Origin of the sequence: Streptomyces sp. DvalAA-43 (genome assembly GCF_900091725.1) — a bacterium.
Classification (GTDB): domain Bacteria; phylum Actinomycetota; class Actinomycetes; order Streptomycetales; family Streptomycetaceae; genus Streptomyces; species Streptomyces pulveraceus.
Genome location: NZ_FMBW01000037.1, coordinates 75,688 through 96,879, shown reverse-complemented (window position 1 = coordinate 96,879; position 21,192 = coordinate 75,688). Strand labels below are relative to the sequence as shown.

21 protein-coding genes are annotated in these 21,192 nt (G+C 69.2%); 15 read left to right on the top strand and 6 right to left on the bottom strand.

Annotated features, from left to right (window positions below; translation table 11 throughout):
* Positions 1-181: 181 nt before the first annotated feature.
* The 10 genes from secY to truA all read left to right on the top strand — a co-directional run bounded on the left by secY (position 182) and on the right by truA (position 7,651).
* On the top strand, positions 182-1,501 hold the full coding sequence (secY, locus tag GA0115234_RS11135; protein ID WP_093540755.1) for a preprotein translocase subunit SecY: 1,320 nt from the start codon (positions 182-184) through the stop codon (positions 1,499-1,501).
* Positions 1,501-2,157 (top strand): adenylate kinase, encoded by a 657-nt coding sequence (locus tag GA0115234_RS11130; protein WP_093540754.1) that lies wholly within the window; start codon positions 1,501-1,503, stop codon positions 2,155-2,157. The genes secY and GA0115234_RS11130 overlap by 1 nt, the downstream gene beginning before the upstream one ends.
* Before the next feature lie 138 nt (positions 2,158-2,295).
* A complete protein-coding gene (map, locus tag GA0115234_RS11125) occupies positions 2,296-3,138 on the top strand; it encodes a type I methionyl aminopeptidase (RefSeq protein ID WP_093540753.1) in 843 nt (280 codons plus the stop codon).
* 203 nt (positions 3,139-3,341) lie between these two features.
* A complete protein-coding gene (infA, locus tag GA0115234_RS11120) occupies positions 3,342-3,563 on the top strand; it encodes a translation initiation factor IF-1 (RefSeq protein ID WP_003956442.1) in 222 nt (73 codons plus the stop codon).
* 60 nt (positions 3,564-3,623) lie between these two features.
* The gene (gene rpmJ / locus GA0115234_RS11115; protein WP_003956441.1) at positions 3,624-3,737 is read left to right on the top strand and encodes a 50S ribosomal protein L36; all 114 of its coding nucleotides are present in this window, start codon (positions 3,624-3,626) and stop codon (positions 3,735-3,737) included.
* Positions 3,738-3,931: 194 nt separating this feature from the next.
* Positions 3,932-4,312 carry a 30S ribosomal protein S13 gene (rpsM, locus tag GA0115234_RS11110; protein ID WP_018519286.1) on the top strand — a complete coding sequence of 127 codons (381 nt, stop codon included), beginning with the start codon at positions 3,932-3,934 and terminating at the stop codon, positions 4,310-4,312.
* Positions 4,313-4,417: 105 nt separating this feature from the next.
* Complete coding sequence (gene rpsK, locus GA0115234_RS11105; protein ID WP_003956432.1) at positions 4,418-4,822, top strand: 30S ribosomal protein S11; 405 nt, start codon at positions 4,418-4,420, stop codon at positions 4,820-4,822.
* Positions 4,823-4,955: 133 nt separating this feature from the next.
* The gene (locus GA0115234_RS11100; protein WP_003966937.1) at positions 4,956-5,978 is read left to right on the top strand and encodes a DNA-directed RNA polymerase subunit alpha; all 1,023 of its coding nucleotides are present in this window, start codon (positions 4,956-4,958) and stop codon (positions 5,976-5,978) included.
* A gap of 205 nt (positions 5,979-6,183) precedes the next feature.
* A complete protein-coding gene (gene rplQ / locus GA0115234_RS11095) occupies positions 6,184-6,684 on the top strand; it encodes a 50S ribosomal protein L17 (protein WP_093540752.1) in 501 nt (166 codons plus the stop codon).
* A gap of 97 nt (positions 6,685-6,781) precedes the next feature.
* Complete coding sequence (gene truA, locus GA0115234_RS11090; RefSeq protein ID WP_093540751.1) at positions 6,782-7,651, top strand: tRNA pseudouridine(38-40) synthase TruA; 870 nt, start codon at positions 6,782-6,784, stop codon at positions 7,649-7,651.
* A 43-nt stretch (positions 7,652-7,694) separates the two neighbouring features.
* On the opposite strand, the gene GA0115234_RS11085 is transcribed toward truA, so the two are convergent.
* Entirely contained in the window at positions 7,695-8,546 is an 852-nt protein-coding gene (locus GA0115234_RS11085; protein WP_093540750.1) for a hypothetical protein, read from the bottom strand.
* Between the two features lie 66 nt (positions 8,547-8,612).
* On the opposite strand from GA0115234_RS11085, the gene GA0115234_RS11080 reads away from it, so the two are divergent.
* The 4 genes from GA0115234_RS11080 to glmM all read left to right on the top strand — a co-directional run bounded on the left by GA0115234_RS11080 (position 8,613) and on the right by glmM (position 13,122).
* Complete coding sequence (locus tag GA0115234_RS11080; RefSeq protein ID WP_093540792.1) at positions 8,613-10,232, top strand: ABC-F family ATP-binding cassette domain-containing protein; 1,620 nt, start codon at positions 8,613-8,615, stop codon at positions 10,230-10,232.
* A gap of 270 nt (positions 10,233-10,502) precedes the next feature.
* Positions 10,503-10,946, top strand: a complete 444-nt coding sequence (gene rplM, locus GA0115234_RS11075; RefSeq protein WP_072486702.1) for a 50S ribosomal protein L13 — start codon at positions 10,503-10,505, stop codon at positions 10,944-10,946.
* 44 nt (positions 10,947-10,990) lie between these two features.
* The gene (gene rpsI, locus GA0115234_RS11070) at positions 10,991-11,518 is read left to right on the top strand and encodes a 30S ribosomal protein S9 (RefSeq protein WP_030979658.1); all 528 of its coding nucleotides are present in this window, start codon (positions 10,991-10,993) and stop codon (positions 11,516-11,518) included.
* 245 nt (positions 11,519-11,763) lie between these two features.
* On the top strand, positions 11,764-13,122 hold the full coding sequence (glmM, locus tag GA0115234_RS11065) for a phosphoglucosamine mutase (protein ID WP_093540749.1): 1,359 nt from the start codon (positions 11,764-11,766) through the stop codon (positions 13,120-13,122).
* 31 nt (positions 13,123-13,153) lie between these two features.
* Here the strand turns inward: glmM and GA0115234_RS11060 are convergent, their stop codons facing one another.
* The 5 genes from GA0115234_RS11060 to GA0115234_RS11040 form a co-directional block, all read right to left on the bottom strand.
* Positions 13,154-14,113: a DUF389 domain-containing protein gene (locus GA0115234_RS11060; RefSeq protein ID WP_093540748.1), complete on the bottom strand. Its 960-nt coding sequence runs from the start codon at positions 14,111-14,113 to the stop codon at positions 13,154-13,156.
* Positions 14,114-14,140: 27 nt separating this feature from the next.
* The gene (gene coaA, locus GA0115234_RS11055) at positions 14,141-15,136 is read right to left on the bottom strand and encodes a type I pantothenate kinase (RefSeq protein WP_093540747.1); all 996 of its coding nucleotides are present in this window, start codon (positions 15,134-15,136) and stop codon (positions 14,141-14,143) included.
* Between the two features lie 168 nt (positions 15,137-15,304).
* On the bottom strand, positions 15,305-16,288 hold the full coding sequence (locus GA0115234_RS11050; protein ID WP_093540746.1) for a CU044_5270 family protein: 984 nt from the start codon (positions 16,286-16,288) through the stop codon (positions 15,305-15,307).
* Positions 16,276-16,875, bottom strand: coding sequence for an RNA polymerase sigma factor (locus GA0115234_RS11045; protein ID WP_093540745.1), 600 nt, complete (start codon positions 16,873-16,875; stop codon positions 16,276-16,278). The genes GA0115234_RS11050 and GA0115234_RS11045 overlap by 13 nt, the downstream gene beginning before the upstream one ends.
* Before the next feature lie 471 nt (positions 16,876-17,346).
* Positions 17,347-19,065 carry a hypothetical protein gene (locus GA0115234_RS11040; protein ID WP_141718418.1) on the bottom strand — a complete coding sequence of 573 codons (1,719 nt, stop codon included), beginning with the start codon at positions 19,063-19,065 and terminating at the stop codon, positions 17,347-17,349.
* A 235-nt stretch (positions 19,066-19,300) separates the two neighbouring features.
* Between GA0115234_RS11040 and glmS the strand changes: the two genes are divergently transcribed.
* Positions 19,301-21,148, top strand: a complete 1,848-nt coding sequence (gene glmS, locus GA0115234_RS11035; RefSeq protein ID WP_093540743.1) for a glutamine--fructose-6-phosphate transaminase (isomerizing) — start codon at positions 19,301-19,303, stop codon at positions 21,146-21,148.
* Positions 21,149-21,192 lie beyond the last annotated feature (44 nt).

Below are 21,192 nucleotides of genomic sequence, written 5' to 3'. Positions count from 1 at the left end.
GCCTCTCATATGGGGCATCCCCGGTTGGTCGTTCCTAGGGGGGCATGGTCGCCGGTAAGGTGGCGTGCGTCGTTGTGTGGTAACCCCTGGGCACCCGCCCGGGGACCTTTGACTGTTTACGTATTCGTCGATCCTCAAGACCGTCACCTCTACGCTTTGCGCGGGGGTCGCAGGAGGCACCGTGCTCACCGCGTTCGCCCGGGCGTTCAAGACGCCCGACCTGCGCAAGAAGCTGCTCTTCACGCTCGGCATCATCGTGCTCTATCGGCTCGGGGCACACATCCCGGTACCGGGAGTGAGCTACGAGAACGTCCAGACCTGTGTTGATCAGGCCAGCAAGGGCAACAACAGCCTCTTCGGCCTGGTGAACATGTTCAGCGGTGGTGCACTGCTGCAGATCACGATCTTCGCGCTCGGCATCATGCCGTACATCACGGCCAGCATCATTCTTCAGCTGCTGACCGTGGTGATTCCCCGACTAGAGGCGCTCAAGAAGGAGGGGCAGTCCGGCCAGGCCAAGATCACGCAGTACACGCGTTATCTGACCGTCGCGCTCGCCATCCTCCAGGGCACCGGCCTGGTGGCCACCGCCACCAGCGGCGCCCTCTTCAGCGGCTGCCCGGTCGCCGACCAGATCGTGCCGAACCAGTCGATCTTCACGACCATCGTGATGGTCATCACGATGACCGCGGGCACCGCGGCCGTGATGTGGCTCGGTGAGCTCATCACCGACCGCGGCATCGGCAACGGCATGTCGATCCTGATGTTCATCTCGATCGCCGCCAGCTTCCCCGGCGCCCTGTGGGCCATCAAGACCAGCGGCAAGCTGGCCGACGGCTGGATCGAATTCGGCACCGTCATCCTGATCGGCTTCGTTATGGTCGGCCTCGTCGTCTTCGTCGAGCAGGCCCAGCGCCGCATTCCGGTGCAGTACGCGAAGCGCATGATCGGCCGCAGGTCGTACGGCGGTACCTCGACGTACATTCCGCTGAAGGTGAATCAGGCGGGTGTGATCCCCGTCATCTTCGCTTCTTCGCTGCTCTACATCCCCGCCCTGATCGTCCAGTTCTCCAACTCCACCGCAGGCTGGGCGACCTGGATCAAGGACAACTTCGTCAAGGGCGACCACCCGTACTACATCACGGCGTACTTCCTGTTGATCGTCTTCTTCGCCTTCTTCTATGTGGCGATTTCGTTCAACCCCGAGGAAGTCGCCGACAACATGAAGAAGTATGGTGGGTTCATCCCGGGTATCCGGGCTGGTCGACCTACTGCCGAGTACCTGAGCTACGTGCTCAACAGGATCACTTGGCCGGGCTCGCTGTACTTGGGTCTGATCGCTCTTGTGCCGACGATGGCGTTGGCCGGCTTCGGTGGTGCGAACGCCAACTTCCCGTTCGGCGGGACGAGCATCCTGATCATCGTGGGTGTGGGGCTGGAGACCGTGAAGCAGATCGAGAGTCAGCTCCAGCAGCGCAATTACGAAGGGTTCCTCCGCTGATGAGAATCGTCCTCGTCGGGCCGCCCGGTGCCGGCAAGGGAACGCAGGCTGCGTACCTTGCCAAGAACCTGTCGATTCCGCAGATCTCCACGGGCGATCTCTTCCGTGCCAACATCAGCCAGGGCACCGACCTTGGCAAGCAGGCCCGCGCCTTCATGGACGCAGGTCAGTTGGTGCCGGACGAGGTCACCATCGGGATGGCCAAGGACCGCATGTCCCAGCCGGACGCCGAGAACGGCTTCCTGCTGGACGGCTTCCCGCGCAACGTGGGTCAGGCCGAGGCCCTTGACGCCATGCTCAAGGACGAGGGCACCAAGCTCGACGCGGTCCTGGACCTGGAGGTCCCCGAGGACGAGGTGGTCAAGCGCATCGCCGGCCGTCGGATCTGCCGGAACGACGGCTCGCACGTCTTCCACGTGACGTACAACCAGCCGAAGACCGAGGGCGTCTGCGACGTCTGCGGCGGCGAGCTGTACCAGCGTGATGACGACACCGAGGAGACGGTGCGTACCCGGCTGGAGGTCTACCACACGCAGACCGAGCCGATCATCGACTACTACCGGGCCCAGAACCTGGTGGTCACCATCTCCGCGCTCGGCAAGGTCGACGAAGTGACCGAGCGGGCGATGGAGGCTCTCAAGTCCGACAAGGGCTGAGCGTGTAACCCCGCAGTACTTGTGCAGTCGGCCGCGGCGTCCATGGGCGCCGCGGCCGACTGTTTGCGCCGTATCGTTGTGTGAGTACGCCGTAGACACCATCGTTTGATGCAGTCCGACGCAGAGAGGCGCCGCGCAATGGTGCAGATCAAGACCCCCGAGCAGATCGCGAAGATGCGCGAGGCGGGGCTGGTGGTCGCTGCCATTCACGCGGCCACCCGCGAGGCGGCGGTGCCCGGCGCCACCACGCTGGACCTGGACCAGGTCGCCCGCAAGGTGATCGCCGACCACGGCGCGAAGTCGAACTTCCTCGGGTACGGCGGGTTCCCCGCGACCATCTGCACCTCGGTCAACGAGGTCGTCGTCCACGGCATCCCGGACGACAAGACCGTCCTCAAGGACGGCGACATCATCTCCATCGACGCCGGCGCGATCGTCGACGGCTGGCACGGCGACGCCGCGTACACGGCCTTCGTGGGCACCGGTCACGCTCCGGAGCTGGTCGAGCTCTCCCGGGTGACCGAGGAGTCCATGTGGGCCGGTATCGCCGCGATGAAGGTGAACAACCGCCTCGTCGACATCTCCAAGGCGATCGAGTCCTACATCCGCCGCCAGCCCCGCCCCGCGACCGGCAAGTACGGGATCATCGAGGACTACGGCGGCCACGGCATCGGCACCGAGATGCACATGGACCCGCACCTGCTGAACTATGTCGCCCGCAAGCGCGGCAAGGGCATCAAGCTCGTCCCCGGCGTCTGCCTGGCCATCGAGCCGATGGTCTCGCTCGGTACGGCGCAGACCGAGGTGCTCCAGGACGACTGGACCGTCATCACGACGGACGGCACCTGGTCCTCCCACTGGGAGCACTCGATCGCCCTCACCGAGCAGGGCCCGCTGGTCCTGACCGCCCCCGACTGCGGCAGGGCGAAGCTCGCGCAGTACGGCGTGGAGGCGGCGCCCGACCCTTGCCCGAGGTCTTAAGGACCAGGGGAGACCCCATCGGCTGAGCCGGGCGGGGGATCCGGCCCGCTCGTGGAGGTCTAAGGATCTCCTCGGCTGGGCAAACTTGACGGATTCGTCTTTTGGGGTCCGCTGACGTAGACTGACTCGTCGGCTGTCGTGCATCAGTGTGTCCACATACGTTGCCGAGAGTCGATCAAGGTAGCCGATTCGAAAGGCGAAGCGTGGCCAAGAAGCAAGGTGCCATCGAAATTGAGGGCACCGTGATCGAGTCCCTCCCGAACGCCATGTTCAAGGTGGAACTCCAGAACGGTCACAAGGTCCTCGCGCACATCAGCGGCAAGATGCGGATGCACTACATCCGAATCCTTCCGGATGACCGGGTCGTCGTGGAGCTCTCCCCGTACGACCTGACGCGTGGCCGGATCGTCTACCGCTACAAGTAGATCTTGCCTCCACCTCGCTTCCGCGCGGTGACGGCACTGACCCGGAGAACCTGACATCCCATGAAGGTCAAGCCGAGCGTCAAGAAGATCTGCGACAAGTGCAAGGTGATCCGCCGTCACGGTCGGGTCATGGTCATCTGCGACAACCTGCGCCACAAGCAGCGCCAGGGCTGACGCACGACCCCCTGCATCTCGCAGTACTTCGCGCGACGCACGTAAAACGTACATACGCAGAGTCCGTCCAAGCTTCGGCTGACGACACCTCCGGTGGGGGCCGGGGACCCGGGCGTACCACCTCTCGACACGAGAGGTCGGCGGTCGGGAGCGGCACTGCGGAAGACCCCCGAATGAACAACTGGAGCCATTGAATGGCACGCGTTTCAGGTGTTGACATCCCGCGCGAAAAGCGCGTGGAGGTTGCCCTCACCTACGTCTTCGGTATCGGGCGCACCCGGTCCAAGGAGATTCTCGCCACCACGGGCGTGAACCCCAACACCCGCGTTCGCGACCTGGCCGAAGAGGACCTGGTCAAGATCCGCGAGTACGTGGACGCCAACCTCCGCACCGAGGGTGACCTCCGTCGCGAGATCCAGGCCGACATCCGCCGCAAGGTCGAGATCGGCTGCTACCAGGGTCTGCGTCACCGCCGCGGCCTGCCGGTCCACGGCCAGCGCACCAGCACGAACGCTCGTACCCGCAAGGGCCCGCGTCGCGCGATCGCCGGCAAGAAGAAGCCGGGCAAGAAGTAGTCCTCAGCGGACGCACTGCGGTTGTCCGGGCCACCGGTCATCCGCAGCAACCAGCGGTCTTCGCTGTAGGACCGATCACCTCCCCTCTCCATCTGGAGTCAAGACATGCCCCCCAAGGGTCGTCAGGGCGCAGCCAAGAAGGTGCGTCGCAAGGAAAAGAAGAACGTCGCTCACGGCCACGCGCACATCAAGAGCACGTTCAACAACACCATCGTCTCGATCACGGACCCCTCGGGCAACGTGATCTCCTGGGCCTCCGCCGGCCACGTCGGCTTCAAGGGCTCGCGCAAGTCCACCCCCTTCGCCGCGCAGATGGCCGCCGAGTCGGCCGCCCGCCGTGCGCAGGAGCACGGCATGCGCAAGGTTGACGTCTTCGTCAAGGGTCCGGGCTCCGGCCGCGAGACCGCGATCCGTTCGCTCCAGGCCACCGGCCTGGAGGTCGGTTCGATCCAGGACGTCACCCCCACCCCGCACAACGGATGCCGCCCGCCCAAGCGTCGCCGCGTCTGATTTTTGCGGGCTCTGCTTCACGCAGTAGCTCGTGGGTCCGGGCGGTACGGCCCCTTCGGGGTCGTGCCGCCCGTACCCTTGTCAGTATCTGGGGGCGTCAAATAGTGGGCGCCCACGACTGAAGGAACGCAACATGCTTATCGCTCAGCGTCCGTCGCTGACCGAAGAGGTCGTTGACGAGTTCCGCTCCCGGTTCGTCATCGAGCCGCTGGAGCCGGGCTTCGGCTACACCCTCGGCAACTCCCTCCGCCGTACGCTCCTCTCCTCGATCCCCGGTGCCGCTGTCACCAGCATCCGGATCGACGGTGTCCTGCACGAGTTCACCACCGTGCCGGGCGTCAAGGAGGACGTCACCGACCTCATCCTCAACATCAAGCAGCTGGTCGTCTCCTCGGAGCACGACGAGCCGGTCGTGATGTACCTGCGCAAGCAGGGTCCCGGCCTGGTCACCGCTGCCGACATCGCCCCGCCGGCCGGTGTCGAGGTACACAACCCGGACCTGGTCCTGGCCACGCTCAACGGCAAGGGCAAGCTGGAGATGGAGCTGACCGTCGAGCGCGGTCGCGGCTACGTCTCCGCCGTCCAGAACAAGCAGGTGGGCCAGGAGATCGGCCGGATCCCGGTCGACTCCATCTACTCGCCGGTGCTCAAGGTCACGTACAAGGTCGAGGCGACCCGTGTCGAGCAGCGCACCGACTTCGACAAGCTGATCGTCGACGTCGAGACCAAGCAGGCCATGCGTCCCCGTGACGCCATGGCGTCGGCCGGTAAGACCCTGGTCGAGCTGTTCGGTCTGGCGCGCGAGCTCAACATCGACGCCGAGGGCATCGACATGGGCCCGTCCCCGACGGACGCCGCGCTCGCCGCCGATCTGGCGCTGCCGATCGAGGAGCTGGAGCTCACGGTCCGTTCGTACAACTGCCTCAAGCGCGAGGGCATCCACTCCGTGGGTGAGCTCGTGGCTCGTTCCGAGGCCGACCTGCTCGACATCCGCAACTTCGGTGCGAAGTCGATCGACGAGGTCAAGGCGAAGCTGGCCGGTATGGGCCTCGCGCTGAAGGACTCGCCTCCCGGCTTCGACCCGACCGCCGCCGCGGACGCCTTCGGCGCCGACGACGACGCGGACGCCGGTTTCGTGGAGACCGAGCAGTACTGATTCACCTCCGGCCGGGGCGCCCGGGTTTCCTGGGCGCCCCGGACCGGGGTGAGGCTCTGTCCTCGATCGCCGGACGCGCCTGATCTTCGGGCTGGGGCTCGATGCCGGGTGCGTATGGCTGACCAAGACTTCCGCGTGGCGTCCGCCGCGTGGGAACTGACACCGGTACCTGATACGGCCGGTGCAGCACACAAGGAGAAAAACCATGCCTCAGCCCGCCAAGGGTGCCCGTCTGGGCGGCAGCGCTGCGCACGAGAAGCTTCTTCTCAACAACCTCGCGAAGTCGCTGTTCGAGCACGGCCGCATCACCACGACCGAGGCCAAGGCCCGTCGCCTGCGTCCGGTCGCCGAGCGTTTCATCACCAAGGCGAAGAAGGGCGACATCCACAACCGTCGCCTGGTGCTGCAGTCGATCACGGACAAGGGCGTCGTGCACACGCTCTTCACCGAGATCGCCCCGCGGTACGAGAACCGCCCCGGTGGTTACACCCGCATCACCAAGATCGGCAACCGTCGTGGCGACAACGCCCCGATGGCGGTCATCGAGCTGGTCGAGGCGCTGACCGTGGCCCAGCAGGCCACCGGTGAGGCCGAGGCCGCCACGAAGCGTGCGGTCAAGGAAGACGCCCTCAAGAAGGACGAGGCTCCGGCCGAGACCGTCGAGGACGCCAAGCCGGCCGACGACGCCGAGTCCAAGGACGCCTGAGCGTTCTGAGACCACTGGACGGGCCCGCATCACCCTTCGGGGCGGTGCGGGCCCGTTCCGTATGTACCTGCGAGCAGCTGCGGAAAAGGACCCTTGGGTGAGTGACGACGTGGAGCCCGGCTTCGTACGGGTGCGGCTGGACCTGGCGTACGACGGCAAGGACTTCTCGGGCTGGGCGAAGCAGACCTCCAGGCGGACCGTCCAGGGGGAGATCGAGGACGCGCTGCGGACCGTGACCCGGTCCTCGCGGACGTACGACCTGACCGTGGCCGGGCGGACCGATGCCGGGGTGCACGCCCGGGGCCAGGTCGCGCATGTCGATCTGCCGGACGAGGTGTGGGCCGAGCACGGGGACAAGCTGCTGCGGCGGATGGCCGGGCGGATGGCGCCCGATGTACGGATCTGGCGGATCGCACCGGCGCCCGCCGGTTTCAACGCGCGGTTCTCCGCGCTGTGGCGCCGTTACGCCTACCGCGTCGCCGATCGCCCCGGCGGGGTGGATCCACTGGTGCGCGGTCATGTGCTGTGGCACGACCGGCCGTTGGACCTGGACGCCATGAACGAGGCGGCCGCCCGGATGGCCGGGGAGCACGACTTCGCCGCGTACTGCAAGAAGCGCGAGGGCGCGACGACCATCCGTACGCTGCAGAAGCTGAGCTGGGTACGGGACGGGGCGACCGGGATCCTCACGGCGACCGTGCAGGCGGACGCGTTCTGCCACAACATGGTCCGCGCGCTGATCGGCGCGGCGCTCTTCGTCGGGGACGGGCGCCGGCCGGCCGAGTGGCCGGCCCAGGTGCTCGCGGCCCGGGTCCGGGACCCCGGGGTACACGTGGTGCGGCCGCACGGGCTGACGCTGGAGGAAGTGGCCTACCCGGCCGATGAGTTGCTGGCCGCCCGCGCCCGGGAGGCGCGCAATGTGCGCACGCTTCCCGGCGCGGGGGACGGCGGCGGGGGCTGCTGCTGAGGCACGGGAGCGTCCGGTCGGGGCGACGGGCGGACGCGGCCCGTCAGCCGGGCTGTGCGGTGGCCGCGGCCGAGGCCTGGAGCTCGCCGCGGCGGCGGATCTGACGGAATGTGAAGTCCGTCAGGTCGTCGCCGGTGGCGTAGACGTTCTTGTCGGCGGTGGTGACGCTCTTGCCGTTGGTGAACCCGCTGATGGCGAAGTAGGCGTAGCGGCCGTAGGAGTTGGAGGTGCGGCGGCAGACCGAGCCGGGCGGGCAGAAGGCCGGCACGCCCGCGCCGCTCAGCGTGGCGATGCTGCCGCTCGACTGCCGGGCCGCCTTCTTGGCCCGCGCCTCCGTCGGGAAGACCGCGATGCCGATGGTGACGGCGATGCCGTCCTTGCTGTACGTGGCCCGGACGACCTGGTCGCAGTCGTTGTTCACCAGGATCGAGCCGAGTGCGCCCTTCGTGGTCGCGGCGCAGTTCTTCGTCTGCTGCGTCGCGCCCTTGACGTAGACACGGTCGCCCATCGTCAGCTTCTTGCCGGGGAAGAACGCGTCGACGGTGATCGGCGCCCGGTCCTTCTTCGGGTCGGAGACGTAGTCCTTCGGGTCCGGCGGGGGCGGCGGGGCCACCGAGGAGAAGGACGGCTCGGGCTCGGCCGTCTCGTCCGGCAGGTCGGTCGGCGCGGGCAGTTCGCTCGCGTTCTTGCCGGAGTTGTCGCCGTTGTGCTTGTTGGTCGAGATGACCGCCGTGGCCACGATCGCGCCGATCGCCGCGGTGGCGAGCACACCGCCGCCGATCATCAGCCACTTCTTGCGCCGGTTGCGCGCGGCGGACTCGTCGGCCAGCGCAGCCCAGTCCGGAGTCTGTCCGCCCCCGGGCCCCCAGGAGGGCCCCCCATCCCCAAAGCTCATGCCGCGCATCCTAGAGGAGACGTAAACCGGTTGGGCCAGGGCTTCGCGGGCCGTGACAATGCTGTCATGGGACATCTTGAAGCGGGCCATCTGGAGTACTACCTACCGGACGGGCGGGTGCTGCTCGGCGATGCTTCGTTCCGGGTGGCGGACGGGGCCGTCGTCGCACTCGTGGGGGCCAACGGGGCCGGTAAGACGACGTTGCTCAGACTGCTCGCCGGGGACCTCCAGCCGCACGGCGGTTCCGTCTCGGTGAGCGGCGGGCTCGGGGTGATGCAGCAGTTCGTGGGCTCCGTGCGGGACGAACGCACGGTGCGGGACCTGCTGGTCTCCGTCTCCCAGCCGCGCATCCGGGAGGCGGCCCTGGCGGTCGACCGGGCCGAGGAGCTGATCCTCACCGTCGACGACGAGGCCGCGCAGATGAAGTACGCGCAGGCCCTGAGCGACTGGGCGGAGGCCCGCGGCTACGAGGCCGAGACGGTGTGGGACATGTGCACCACGGCCGCGCTCGGTGTCCCGTACGAGAAGGCGCAGTGGCGCGAGGTGCGCACGCTGTCCGGCGGTGAGCAGAAGCGGCTGGTGCTGGAGGCGCTGCTGCGAGGCCCCGACGAGGTGCTGCTGCTCGACGAGCCGGACAACTACCTCGACGTGCCCGGCAAGCGGTGGCTGGAGGAGAAGCTCAAGGAGACCCGCAAGACGGTCCTCTTCGTCTCCCACGACCGCGAGCTGCTGTCCAGGGCCGCCGAGAAGATCGTCAGTGTGGAGCCGAGCCCGGCGGGCAGCGACGTATGGGTGCACGGCGCCGGCTTCGACACGTACCACCAGGCTCGCAAGGACCGGTTCGCCCGGTTCGAGGAGCTGCTGCGGCGCTGGGAGGAGGAGCACGCCCGGCTGAAGGCGCTGGTCCACCGGCTGCGGCAGCAGGCGGCGATCAGCCCCGACATGGCGTCCCGCTACCGGGCGATGCAGACCCGCTTCAAGAAGTTCGAGGACGCGGGCCCGCCGCCGGAGCCGCCGCGCGAGCAGGACATCAGGATGCGGCTGCGCGGCGGCCGGACCGGGGTGCGGGCGGTGACCTGCAAGAACCTTGAGCTGACCGGGCTGATGAAGCCGTTCGACCTGGAGATCTTCTACGGCGAACGGGTCGCCGTCCTCGGCTCGAACGGCTCGGGGAAGTCGCACTTCCTGCGGCTCCTCGCGGGTGAGCCGGTCGCGCACACGGGGGAGTGGAAGCTCGGGGCACGGGTCGTCCCGGGGCACTTCGCGCAGACCCACGCCCACCCGGAGCTGCTGGGCAAGACGCTCGTCGAGATCCTCTGGACCGAGCATGCCAAGGACCGCGGCGGGGCGATGTCCGTGCTGCGCCGCTACGAGCTGGAGCGCCAGGGCGACCAGCCCTTCGAGAAGCTGTCCGGCGGGCAGCAGGCGCGGTTCCAGATCCTGCTCCTGGAGCTGGCCGGTACGACCGCTCTGCTGCTGGACGAGCCGACGGACAACCTGGACCTGGAGTCGGCCGAGGCGCTCCAGGATGGTCTGGAGGTCTACGAGGGGACCGTGATGGCCGTCACGCACGACCGCTGGTTCGCGAAGTCCTTCGACCGCTATCTGGTGTTCGGCTCGGACGGCGTCGTACGCGAGACGACGGAGCCGGTGTGGGACGAGCGGAGGGTGGAGCGGGCGCGGTGACGCGGTTGCACCCCCGCGGGGAACTCCGCTGCCGCCCGCCCGAGGGCCACGCGTTTTGACCCGTCCGGGGCAGGGCGGGTAGTCTCGTCGATTGTTATGCGTATTGGCTTCGTCGTTCTCACGCGTAGGGCCCTTACGTAGGTTCTCTGGAGCAGTTACCAGTGGCTCGCATACGGGCAGCGTCCCCGGCATTGTGAGCCCCAGCTGCATGATCGCTTCAGAGGTGCCATGTGTCTGGACCCCATCCACTGAAGAAGCGAAGGCTACGAAGTGCGTACGTACAGCCCCAAGCCCGGCGATGTGACGCGTCAGTGGCACATCATTGACGCGCAGGACATCGTCCTGGGTCGTCTGGCCACCACGGCCGCGAACCTCCTCCGCGGCAAGCACAAGGCGATCTACGCCCCCCACATGGACATGGGCGACTTCGTCATCATCATCAACGCCGAGAAGGTCCACCTCTCCGGCAACAAGAAGACCCAGAAGATGGCGTACCGCCACTCCGGGTTCCCGGGTGGTCTCCGCTCCGTCCGTTACGACGAGCTGCTCGCCAAGAGCCCCGAGAAGGCCGTCGAGAAGGCCATCAAGGGCATGATCCCCAAGAACAGCCTGGGCCGTCAGATGCTCTCGAAGCTCAAGGTCTACGCGGGCGACCAGCACCCGCACGCTGCTCAGCAGCCGGTCCCGTTCGAGATCACCCAGGTCGCGCAGTAGTTCCGGCCTCCCCCTAAGACCAAAAGAAAGATCTGAGGAGAATCGTGGCCGAGACCACTGTTGAGAACCCCATCGAGGGCACCGAGGGCGAAGAGGTCTTCGCCGAGGTGACCACCTTCGAGTCCGAGGTTCCCGTCGAGGGCGAGTACACCAGCGAGTCGCTGGCCTCCCGCTTCGGCGACCCGCAGCCCGCCGCCGGCCTTGGCCGTCGGAAGAACGCCATCGCCCGCGTCCGGATCGTTCCGGGCACCGGCAAGTGGAAGATCAACGGTCGCACCCTTGAGGACTACTTCCCCAACAAGGTGCACCAGCAGGAAGTCAACGAGCCCTTCAAGGTGCTCGAGCTCGACAACCGCTACGACGTCATCGCCCGCATCTCGGGTGGCGGCGTCTCGGGTCAGGCCGGCGCCCTGCGCCTCGGTGTGGCCCGTGCGCTGAACGAGGCGGACGTGGACAACAACCGCGCCCCGCTGAAGAAGGCCGGCTTCCTCTCGCGTGACGACCGTGCGGTCGAGCGCAAGAAGGCCGGTCTCAAGAAGGCCCGTAAGGCCCCGCAGTACAGCAAGCGCTAATCCGCCTGCTCACCTGCTGTACACGTTCGCCCCGGCGGCACTCTTCGTGCTGCCGGGGCGTTCGTCTATCGGCACCCTCAGGCGTATAACGGCATAAGACGTTCATAGGCTTGTTTATGTGGCGCTGCGCCGGTCACGTGGCGCCGTGTTGCCCGGCGCGCGGCGCGCGGTGTTGTGCGCATGGTGTGCCGTGTGGCTTTGGTTGATTTGGTTGTGCGGTTTCGGAGCATCTTCGGAGGACACCAGTGGGACGACTCTTCGGCACGGACGGTGTGCGCGGTGTCGCCAATGCGGATCTGACGGCCGAGCTGGCGCTCGGTCTCTCGGTCGCGGCGGCGCATGTTCTCGCCGAGGAAAGCACGCTCGACGGGACCCGGCCGACCGCCGTGGTGGGCCGTGACCCACGCGCGTCCGGAGAGTTCCTGGAGGCCGCCGTCGTGGCCGGTCTCGCCAGCGCCGGCGTGGACGTCCTGCGCGTCGGTGTGCTGCCCACCCCGGCGGTGGCGTACCTCACCGGCGCACTGGGCGCCGACCTCGGCGTGATGCTCTCCGCGAGCCACAACTCCATGCCGGACAACGGTGTCAAGTTCATCGCCCGCGGTGGTCACAAGCTCTCCGACGAGCTGGAGGACCGGATCGAGTCGATCTACCAGCAGCACCGCACCGGTGAGCCGTGGGAGCGCCCGACCGGTGCCGGTGTGGGACGCGTCACCGAGTACGCGGAGGGCTTCGACCGTTACGTGGCCCACCTCGTCGCGGTCCTGCCGAACCGGCTGGACGGGCTGAAGGTCGTGCTCGACGAGGCGCACGGCGCGGCCGCCCGGGTCTCGCCCGAGGCCTTCGCGCGGGCCGGTGCCGAAGTGATCACGATCGGTGCCGACCCGAACGGCCTGAACATCAACGACGGCTGCGGCTCCACCCACCTGGAGCCGCTGAAGGCCGCCGTCGTCGAGCACGGCGCCGACTTCGGCATCGCGCACGACGGCGACGCCGACCGCTGCCTGGCCGTGGACGCCACCGGCGAGGAGGTCGACGGCGACCAGATCCTGGCCGTCCTGGCCCTCGCCATGCGCGAGGCCGGTCAGCTGCGCAAGGACACCGTGGTCGGCACCGTCATGTCCAACCTCGGCTTCAAGATCGCGATGGAGCGGGAGGGCATCCAGCTCGTCCAGACCGCCGTCGGCGACCGCTACGTACTGGAGTCGATGAAGGCCGAGGGCTACGCGCTGGGCGGCGAGCAGTCCGGCCATGTCATCGTCCTGGACCACGCCACGACCGGCGACGGCACGCTGACCGGGCTGCTGCTGGCGGCCCGGGTCGCCAGCACGGGCCGTACGCTCGCCGATCTGGCCGGGGTCATGCGGCGGCTGCCGCAGCTGCTGATCAACGTCCGCGACGTCGACAAGTCCCGGGTCGCGACCTCCCCGGAGATCGCCGCGGCCGTGGCCGAGGCCGAGCGCGAACTGGGCTCCACCGGACGCGTGCTGCTGCGCCAGTCGGGTACGGAACCGCTGGTGCGGGTCATGGTCGAGGCGGCCGACATCGAGCAGGCGCGGGCGGTCGCCGGACGGCTGGCCGATGTGGTGAAGTCCGCGCTGGGATAGTCCGCGTCGGGACCGTCCGTGCCGGGCGGTCTCAGAGGCCGTCGGACGGGCCCGCGACGCGGGTCGTCCGGCGGCGGTGGCCCGCCCACAGCGCCTTCTGGACCAGCAGGGTCAGCGTCCCCGCGACCACGATCCCGCCGAGGTTCGCCAGCAGCTGGGTCGTGGAGCCCGTCATCTGGTGGTAGTCGCGGTAGCTGAACGCCACCGCCGCGTTGGCCGCGGCCGGCACCGTCGTCACCGAGATGGCGACCCCGATCAGCGCCCCGGACTTCGCCGAGGTCAGCGAGAGCGTCCCGGCGATCCCGGCGAGGAACGCCACCACGAACGACATCGCGTCGGGCTTCCAGATGAACGCCGTGTTGGGACGGTCCGCCTCGATCATCGAGCGGGTGAACAGCCCGAGGGCGTCCATCAGCCAGGCGAACCCGACCGTCAGCACCATCGCGACGGCGAAGCCGCCGATCAGCGCGTACAGCGAACGCAGCGCCAGCCGTGGCGCACGCTGCACCAGGGCCGTGGAGATCCCGGCCAGCGGCCCGAACTCCGGGCCGACCGCCATCGCGCCCACGATCAGGATCGCGTTGTCGAGCATCACACCGCAGGCGGCGAGCATCGTCGCGACGGTGAGGAACGCCACGTACGTCACGCTGAACGTCGACTCCTCGTGGGTCGCCTCCGTCAGCTCCTCCCACAGCACCGCGTCCGCGCCCTCGCCCGGTGCGGCCTCCTCGGCCCGGTCGGCGTGGGCGGAGAGCGTCAGGTCCATGTTCTCGGCGGTGATCGAACCGGACTTGTCGATGCCGAGGCGGCGCAGCGCGGAGATCAGCCCGTCACCCGCCTCACGGGCCACATCGCACAGCACCAGGTCACCCGCCGGATTGCGGGCGGCCCCGGCCAGCACGACGAGATGCGTCGTACCGACGGTGCTCTCCAGCAGGTGCACCACCTCGTCCGTACGGTCGGCGGGGACGATCAGGCGCAGATGCAGCACGTGGCCACTCCCAGAAGGCTCGCAGGCTCAGAGTTTGCGCAGGGACAGCCGCTGGACCTTGTGGTCCGGGCCTTTGCGCAGCACCAGGGTGGCACGGCCCCGGGTGGGCGCGACATTCTCCAGCAGATTGGGCTTGTTGACGGTCCGCCACATCGTCGCCGCGTACTCCATGGCCTCCTCCTCGGAGACCTGGGTGTACCTGCGGAAGTACGAGGAAGGATCCTGGAACGCGGTCGCGCGCAGCTTCCGGAACCGGTCGAGGTACCAGCTCTCGATGTCCTCGGTGCGCGCGTCCACGTACACGCTGAAGTCGAAGTAGTCGGCGAGACCGACCCTGGTCCGGCCGTCCTTGCCGGGCAGCGCGGGCTGGAGCACGTTCAGCCCCTCGACGATCAGGATGTCGGGACGGCGTACGGTGAGCCGCTCCTGGGGCACGATGTCGTAGATCAGGTGCGAGTAGACGGGCGCCGTCACCTCGTCCTTGCCGGCCTTGATGTCGGCGACGAAACGGGTCAGGGCGCGCCGGTCGTACGACTCGGGGAACCCCTTGCGCGACATCAGGCCCCGGGCCCGGAGCTCCTTCATCGGCAGCAGGAACCCGTCCGTGGTCACCAGCTCGACGCGCGGGTGCTCGGGCCAGCGGGCCAGCAGCGCCTGGAGGATGCGCGCGGTGGTGGACTTGCCGACCGCGACACTGCCCGCGACGCCTATGACGAACGGGGTGCCGCGCTGCGCGCCATGGCCGTTGCCCGCGTCGCCGAGGAAGGTGTTCAGGGCGCCGCGCAGACCCGAGGTGGCCTGGACGTAGAGGTTGAGGAGCCGGGAGAGCGGCAGGTAGACGTCCCGCACCTCGTCGAGGTCGATGACGTCCCCGAGCCCGCGCAGCCGCTCCACCTCGTCGGCGGTCAGCGGCAGCGGCGTCTTGTCGCGCAGGGCGCTCCACTCGGCGCGGGACAGATCGACGTACGGCGTCGCCGCGTGCTCGGCGCGTCGGGGGGTGCTCCGTGGCGGCGAAGTGATCACGGGGTTCATTGTCGCGGGAGTTCGGACGGAGTGGGGGGTGGGCTCGGTCACGTGGGGAGGGGTGCGGCCGGTGCCGTTCCTGACCCGGGTCCGGTGTCCGCACCCCTGTAGCGGACACCGGACCCGGGTTCATGGCCGCCCCGGTGGCGGGGCGGCCCACCGTGCGACTCAGGGCTTCTCGCCCCTGGAGTCGACGACGGCGGCTCTGATCCGGGCCTCGCTCGTGAGGATCTGCCCGGCCTTGAATGTGATGGTCTGGAGCTTCACCTCGCCGTCGGAGAGCGCGTACTCGTAGTCCTCGGCGACCACGAAGCGCAGACCGGCGTAGCCGAAGCCGTGCGGGTCGAGCAGGATCTCCCGCTGTTCATGGAGGCCGTCCTCCTTCCGGGTGATGGCGATGGCCTCGCGCCCGGCGGCGTCCTTCACCAGGTGGTCGGTGACGCGTACGCCGGGGATGGTGGCCATGGCCCGGTAGAGCCGGGCGAGGGCGGCCGGCGGGAGCGGGTACGACCCGACCATCAGCCCCATCGCCCGGAAGCTGTGCTGGGCCTCGGCCTCGGGCGGGTCCTCCGTCGTGTCGCCGGTCGGATAGATCGAGCGGATCTCTGCCAGCAGCCGCGCCGGGTCGTCGGGCAGCGCGGCGGCGGCCCGGTAGACCTGGCGGGCCGTGCGGTAGCCGGAGTCCTTGCCGTGCTTGGCCGCGGCGGAGTTGTCGTACGGAACCCACTCGTCGGGGCCGTACTCGACCCGGGTGGCGGGCGCGCCGTCCCGGCTCTCCTGCGCGGCCCGCACCGTCTTCGTGTAGATCCACTGGTCGTCGCGCGGCTCCGGACCGGCCGGCCGCCCTTCCAGCGCGTCGGCGGCCCGGTTCAGCACCTCGGCCGGGCTGTCCAGCCGCAGGGTCCCGGCGGTCGAGGCGGGCCCGGAGCGGGCGGGCCCGGCGGCGTCCCCGAGCCGGGTGCCGAGCACGGCCGCCACGGTGATCGCCGCGGCGGCGCCGACCGCGGCGATTCGCCAGTCCGCCCGCAGCCGGTGGACGCGGCGGCCCGGGGACGCGGCCTCGGTGAGCCGCTGCCGGCCCGGGGCGAGCGTGGCCCGGTCGGGCAGGGGAGCGTCCGCGCGCAGCTCGCGCAGCTGGGTCATTTCGTCCATGACGGGGTCAGCTCCATGGCGTCGGGCGTGAACGAGGGGTCCAGGCGGAGCGCCTCGCGGACCTTGCGGCGGGCGCGATTGAGCCGGGACCGCACGGTGCCGAGCGGAATGCCCAGAGCCTCGGCGACCTCCTGGTACCCGAGGTCGGCCCAGGCGACGAGGAGCAGCACATGGCGGTCGCCGGGCGAGAGCGCGGCGAGGGCCGCCGCCAGGGGCGCCTGGGCGGCGATCCGGTCGTCGGAGCGGTCGCTCCAGGAGGCGGCCACCGGGTCCTGACCGGTACGGGCCAGGGCCCGGAGCCCGCGCTCCTCGCTGCGCCGGTGCTTGCCGATGAGATGGGCCGCGATGCCGTACAGCCAGGGGCGGGCGCTGCGGTGGGAGCCGTCGTAGCGGTGCCGGGAGCGGAAGGCGATGAGGAAGGTCTCCGCCGTGATGTCGTCCGCCGCGCCCTCCCCGAGGCGGCGGGCGGCATAGCGGTGGATGTCCGGAGCGTGACGGTCGTAGAGCCCGGCGAAGATCTCGGGCTCCTCCAGCGACTGCGCGACGACCTCGGCATCGTCGTCGGTGCTGGCCGGTGGTCCGGTCACATCGGCTCCTGGGGTCGGCGGGGGAGTGCGTCACCCCTTGTTCCCCGCAGGGGCCGGAAAGGTTCACAGGCTGTGCGGGGCGGGCGTCCGGTCCGCGTGCCGGTGCCGACGGGGCGCGTGGCCCCGGCCGTGTCACCGGATCTGCCGCTGATCGCCCGATGTCCGTGGAGGTCAGGCCGGTCGCGGTGAAGTCTGTCGCAGTCCACTGACACACGGTGTCAGTGGAGCGGAAATAGCGTCCCGCTCATGGACATCGGCCTTGATACCGACCGGTTCGTCGAGTGGTACGTCGCGGTGTGGAACGACCCCGACCCGATGGCGCGCCGGCCACCCGGTACACCGCTGAACAACCGGTTCCCCCGGGGCCTGACGACTCGCGCCGCGCGGAGGCGGTCGGCAGGGAGGGCGCCGTGCTCCGGAGTGTCGGCAAAGAAAGGCCGCCGACACTCCGCACCGTGATGACGAACCCGATCAGCTCTCGACCGGCTTCACGTCCGTGCACTTGGTGAACGGCTTCCAGGGGCGCGTGCCGTCGTCCGCCGGCTTTCCGGCGTACGTCGGATTGCCGGTGATCGTCTGCTCGGTCTCCTCGTGCTCCACCGACAGGCCGAACAGCTTGAAGCCGAGGTTCACCGAGCCGGCGGCGATGCCGATGCCGATCGCGAGCGAGGCGTCCCACCAGTCCTTGTTGACGTCGTAGTCGAGGCTGGTGACCTTGGCGTCGTCGTGGAGCAGCTTCTGTACCGGGCTCGCGTCCTCGGTGAGCGGATCGGCGGCGTCGCGCGGCGAGGGGAGCGTGCCCTTCGCCGGCTGCTTCCCGCGCCCGCGCAGCCAGTCCTCGACGGCGGAGCTCTTCTCGTCCGTGTCCAGGTCCACCGAGGCGGACTCGGTGTGCAGGGTGGACGTCGAACTGCCCGCGCCGCCCTCCACGCTGAGGGTCAGTCCGCTTCCGCCCGACACCTCGACCTCCGTACCGCCGTCGCCCTTGCCGGCGACGCCGTCCTGCTGGCTCGTGGTGATCTCCATCTTCTGCGGGTGGTGCGGCTCGCCGTCGTCGTTCTCCTTGTCGTACCGCGCGGCGTCGTAGGTGACGGCCACCTGCTGCATATGGGTGCCCTCGCCCGACGCGCCGACCTTGCCCGCCGCGTCCGCCTCCAGCTTTCCGTTCATCGTGAAGGTGTAGACGAAGGTGATCTTCCCGGCGTCCTCGCCCGACTGGGCCCGGAGCACGGTCACGTCATCGCTCATCGACCCCGAGGCGCCCACGTTGGCAACGTTGTCGTCCTCGTCGGCGCCCTTGTGGGTGGAGAGCCCGAAGCCGACCTCGCCCGAGGCCTCCGTCGTGGTCCTGCTGATGTCCACGTCCGGCGCCTTCTCCGGGTCCTGGTCCGGTACGTACCAGCTCGCCGCGGCCGCGCAGGCGATCTGCCCCTCGGGGTCGGGGTCGTTGCCGCACTCGTCGTTCTTGGCGAGGAGCTTGGCGTACTTCTTGGCGTCCTCGACGTTGTGCTCCAGGTCCTCCTGGGCCGTGGCGCCCTCCTTGTGGCTGTTGAAGATCCACTGGCCGCCGCTGCCGGAGCTCCAGTTGTAGCCGCCGCTGAGCTCGGCCTCGCCGCTCCAGTTGCCGAGCTTGCCGATGCTGGCGCTGATGCCGCCCTCGACGCCGGTGCCGACGTCCACGTTCCGGGAGAGGGTGACCGAGCCGTCCGACCACTGCTCGATGGCCACCTGCTCCGAGCTGGAGATCTTGAAGAACAGGATCTGGATCCGGGTGGTGGTCTTGCGGTCGTCCGAGGACAGCAGGCACTTGTCCGGTTCGAACGGGTCCTCCCCGCCGTCCTCCGTGTCGTCGCCGGACGAGTCGCTCGCGGTCAGGGTCGGCGCGTCCGCGCCGTCGACATCGTTGTCAGAGGAGCCGTCGCCGCCTTCGCTCCCCGAAGTGCCGTCGCCCGTGCCGGACCCGGCGCAGTCCGCCGCATCGCCCGCGCCGATCGTGGCGACCGCCCGGCAGAGCCGCCCGCCGATGGCCACGCCCACTCCGGACGCCCGGCCCGCCATCAGCATCGCCAGGATCAGGGCGAGGACGACGGCGCCGATGCCCACGTACTCGACCGCAGTCTGGCCCTCGCACCCCCGGCCCCTCCCGTACCGGCGCGTCCACCACCGCGTCCGGCCACTCTTTCCCGTCATGCCGCCCCGCCCTTCGGTCAGCCCCCGTGCGTCTCCCACGAGCCTTCGAGCGTAGGAACGCGTCCGGACCGGGGACAGGGCCCGCGGACCCACCCGCGCGACCGGGTCCGGGGCCCACTCCCCGCCGCACGGTCCTCCTCGCCGTCCGCCGCCCGTCACGCCGTCCTCCCTGCCGCTCCGTTCGCCTTCTGCGACGATGCGAAGAAGAGGGGTGGATGGCCAGGAAGGGAACGGTATGTGCGGAATCGTCGGTTACGTCGGTGGGCAGTCGGCGCAGGACGTCGTCGTCGCGGGTCTCAAGCGCCTTGAGTACCGGGGCTACGACTCGGCGGGCCTCGCCGTGCTCGCGGACGGCGGTCTGGCCGCCGTCAAGAAGGCCGGCAAGCTCGTCAACCTGGAGAAGGCCCTCGTCGAGGCGCCGCTCCCGGCCGGGACCACCGGCATCGGACACACCCGCTGGGCCACCCACGGCGCCCCCACGGACACCAACGCCCACCCGCACCTCGACAACGCGGGCCGCGTCGCCGTCGTGCACAACGGGATCATCGAGAACTTCGCCGCCCTGCGCGCCGAACTCGCCGAGCGCGGCCACGAGCTGGCCTCCGACACCGACACCGAGGTCGTCGCCCATCTGCTCGCCGAGGCGTACTCCGCCTGCGCCGACCCGGCGGAGGCGATGCGGCAGGTCTGCCGCCGGCTGGAGGGCGCCTTCACCCTCGTCGCCGTGCACGCGGACGCGCCCGGCACGGTGGTCGGGGCCCGGCGCAATTCGCCGCTCGTGGTCGGAGTGGGGGAGGACGAGTCCTTCCTGGCCTCCGACGTCTCCGCGTTCATCGCGCACACCCGCTCCGCGATCGAGCTGGGGCAGGACCAGGTGGTGGAGCTGCGCCGCGAGGGGGTCACCGTCACCGACTTCGACGGGCGGCCCGCCGAGGTCCGCAAGTACCACGTGGACTGGGACGTCTCCGCCGCCGAGAAGGGCGGCCACGCCTCCTTCATGCTCAAGGAGATCGCCGAACAGCCCAGGGCCGTCGCCGACACGCTCCTCGGACGGATCGACGGCGAGGGCTCGCTCCGCCTCGACGAGGTGCGCATCCCGCCGCACGAGCTGCGCGAGGTCGACAAGGTCGTCATCGTCGCCTGCGGCACCGCCTTCCACTCCGGGATGATCGCCAAGTACGCCATCGAGCACTGGACCCGGATCCCCTGCGAGACCGAGCTGGCCAGCGAGTTCCGCTACCGCGACCCGATCCTCGACCACCGCACCCTCGTCATCGCCATCTCGCAGTCCGGAGAGACCATGGACACCCTGATGGCCCTGCGGCACGCCCGCGAGCAGGGCGCCAAGGTCCTCGCCATCTGCAACACGAACGGCTCCACCATCCCCCGGGAGTCCGACGCCGTGCTCTACACGCACGCCGGGCCCGAGGTCGCCGTCGCCTCCACCAAGGCCTTCCTCACCCAGCTGGTCGCCTGCTACCTCGTCGCCCTGTACCTCGGACAGCTCCGCGGGACGAAGTGGGGCGACGAGATCCGCACCGTCATCCGCCAGCTCTCCGAGATCTCCGGCGCGGTCGGACGGGTCCTGGAGACCATGGAGCCGGTACGCGCGCTCGCCCGCTCCCTCGCCGGTCACGGCACCGTGCTCTTCCTGGGCCGCCATGTCGGCTATCCGGTGGCCCTGGAAGGCGCGTTGAAGCTCAAGGAGCTCGCCTACATGCACGCCGAGGGCTTCGCCGCAGGGGAGCTCAAGCACGGCCCGATCGCCCTCATCGAGGAGGGCCTCCCGGTCGTCGTGGTGGTGCCCTCGCCGCGCGGCCGGTCCGTGCTGCACGACAAGATCGTGTCCAACATCCAGGAGATCAGGGCCCGCGGCGCCCGCACCGTCGTCATCGCCGAGGAGGGCGACGAGGCGGTCGTCCCGTACGCCGACCACCTGATCCGGATCCCCATCACGCCCACGCTGCTCCAGCCGCTGGTGTCGACCGTGCCCCTGCAGGTCTTCGCCTGCGAACTGGCGACGGCCCGCGGCAACGACGTGGACCAGCCGCGCAATCTGGCGAAGTCCGTGACCGTGGAGTAGCCCGCGCTCCGGCTAGCTTGCTTGCACGCACGCAAGCCAGCCAG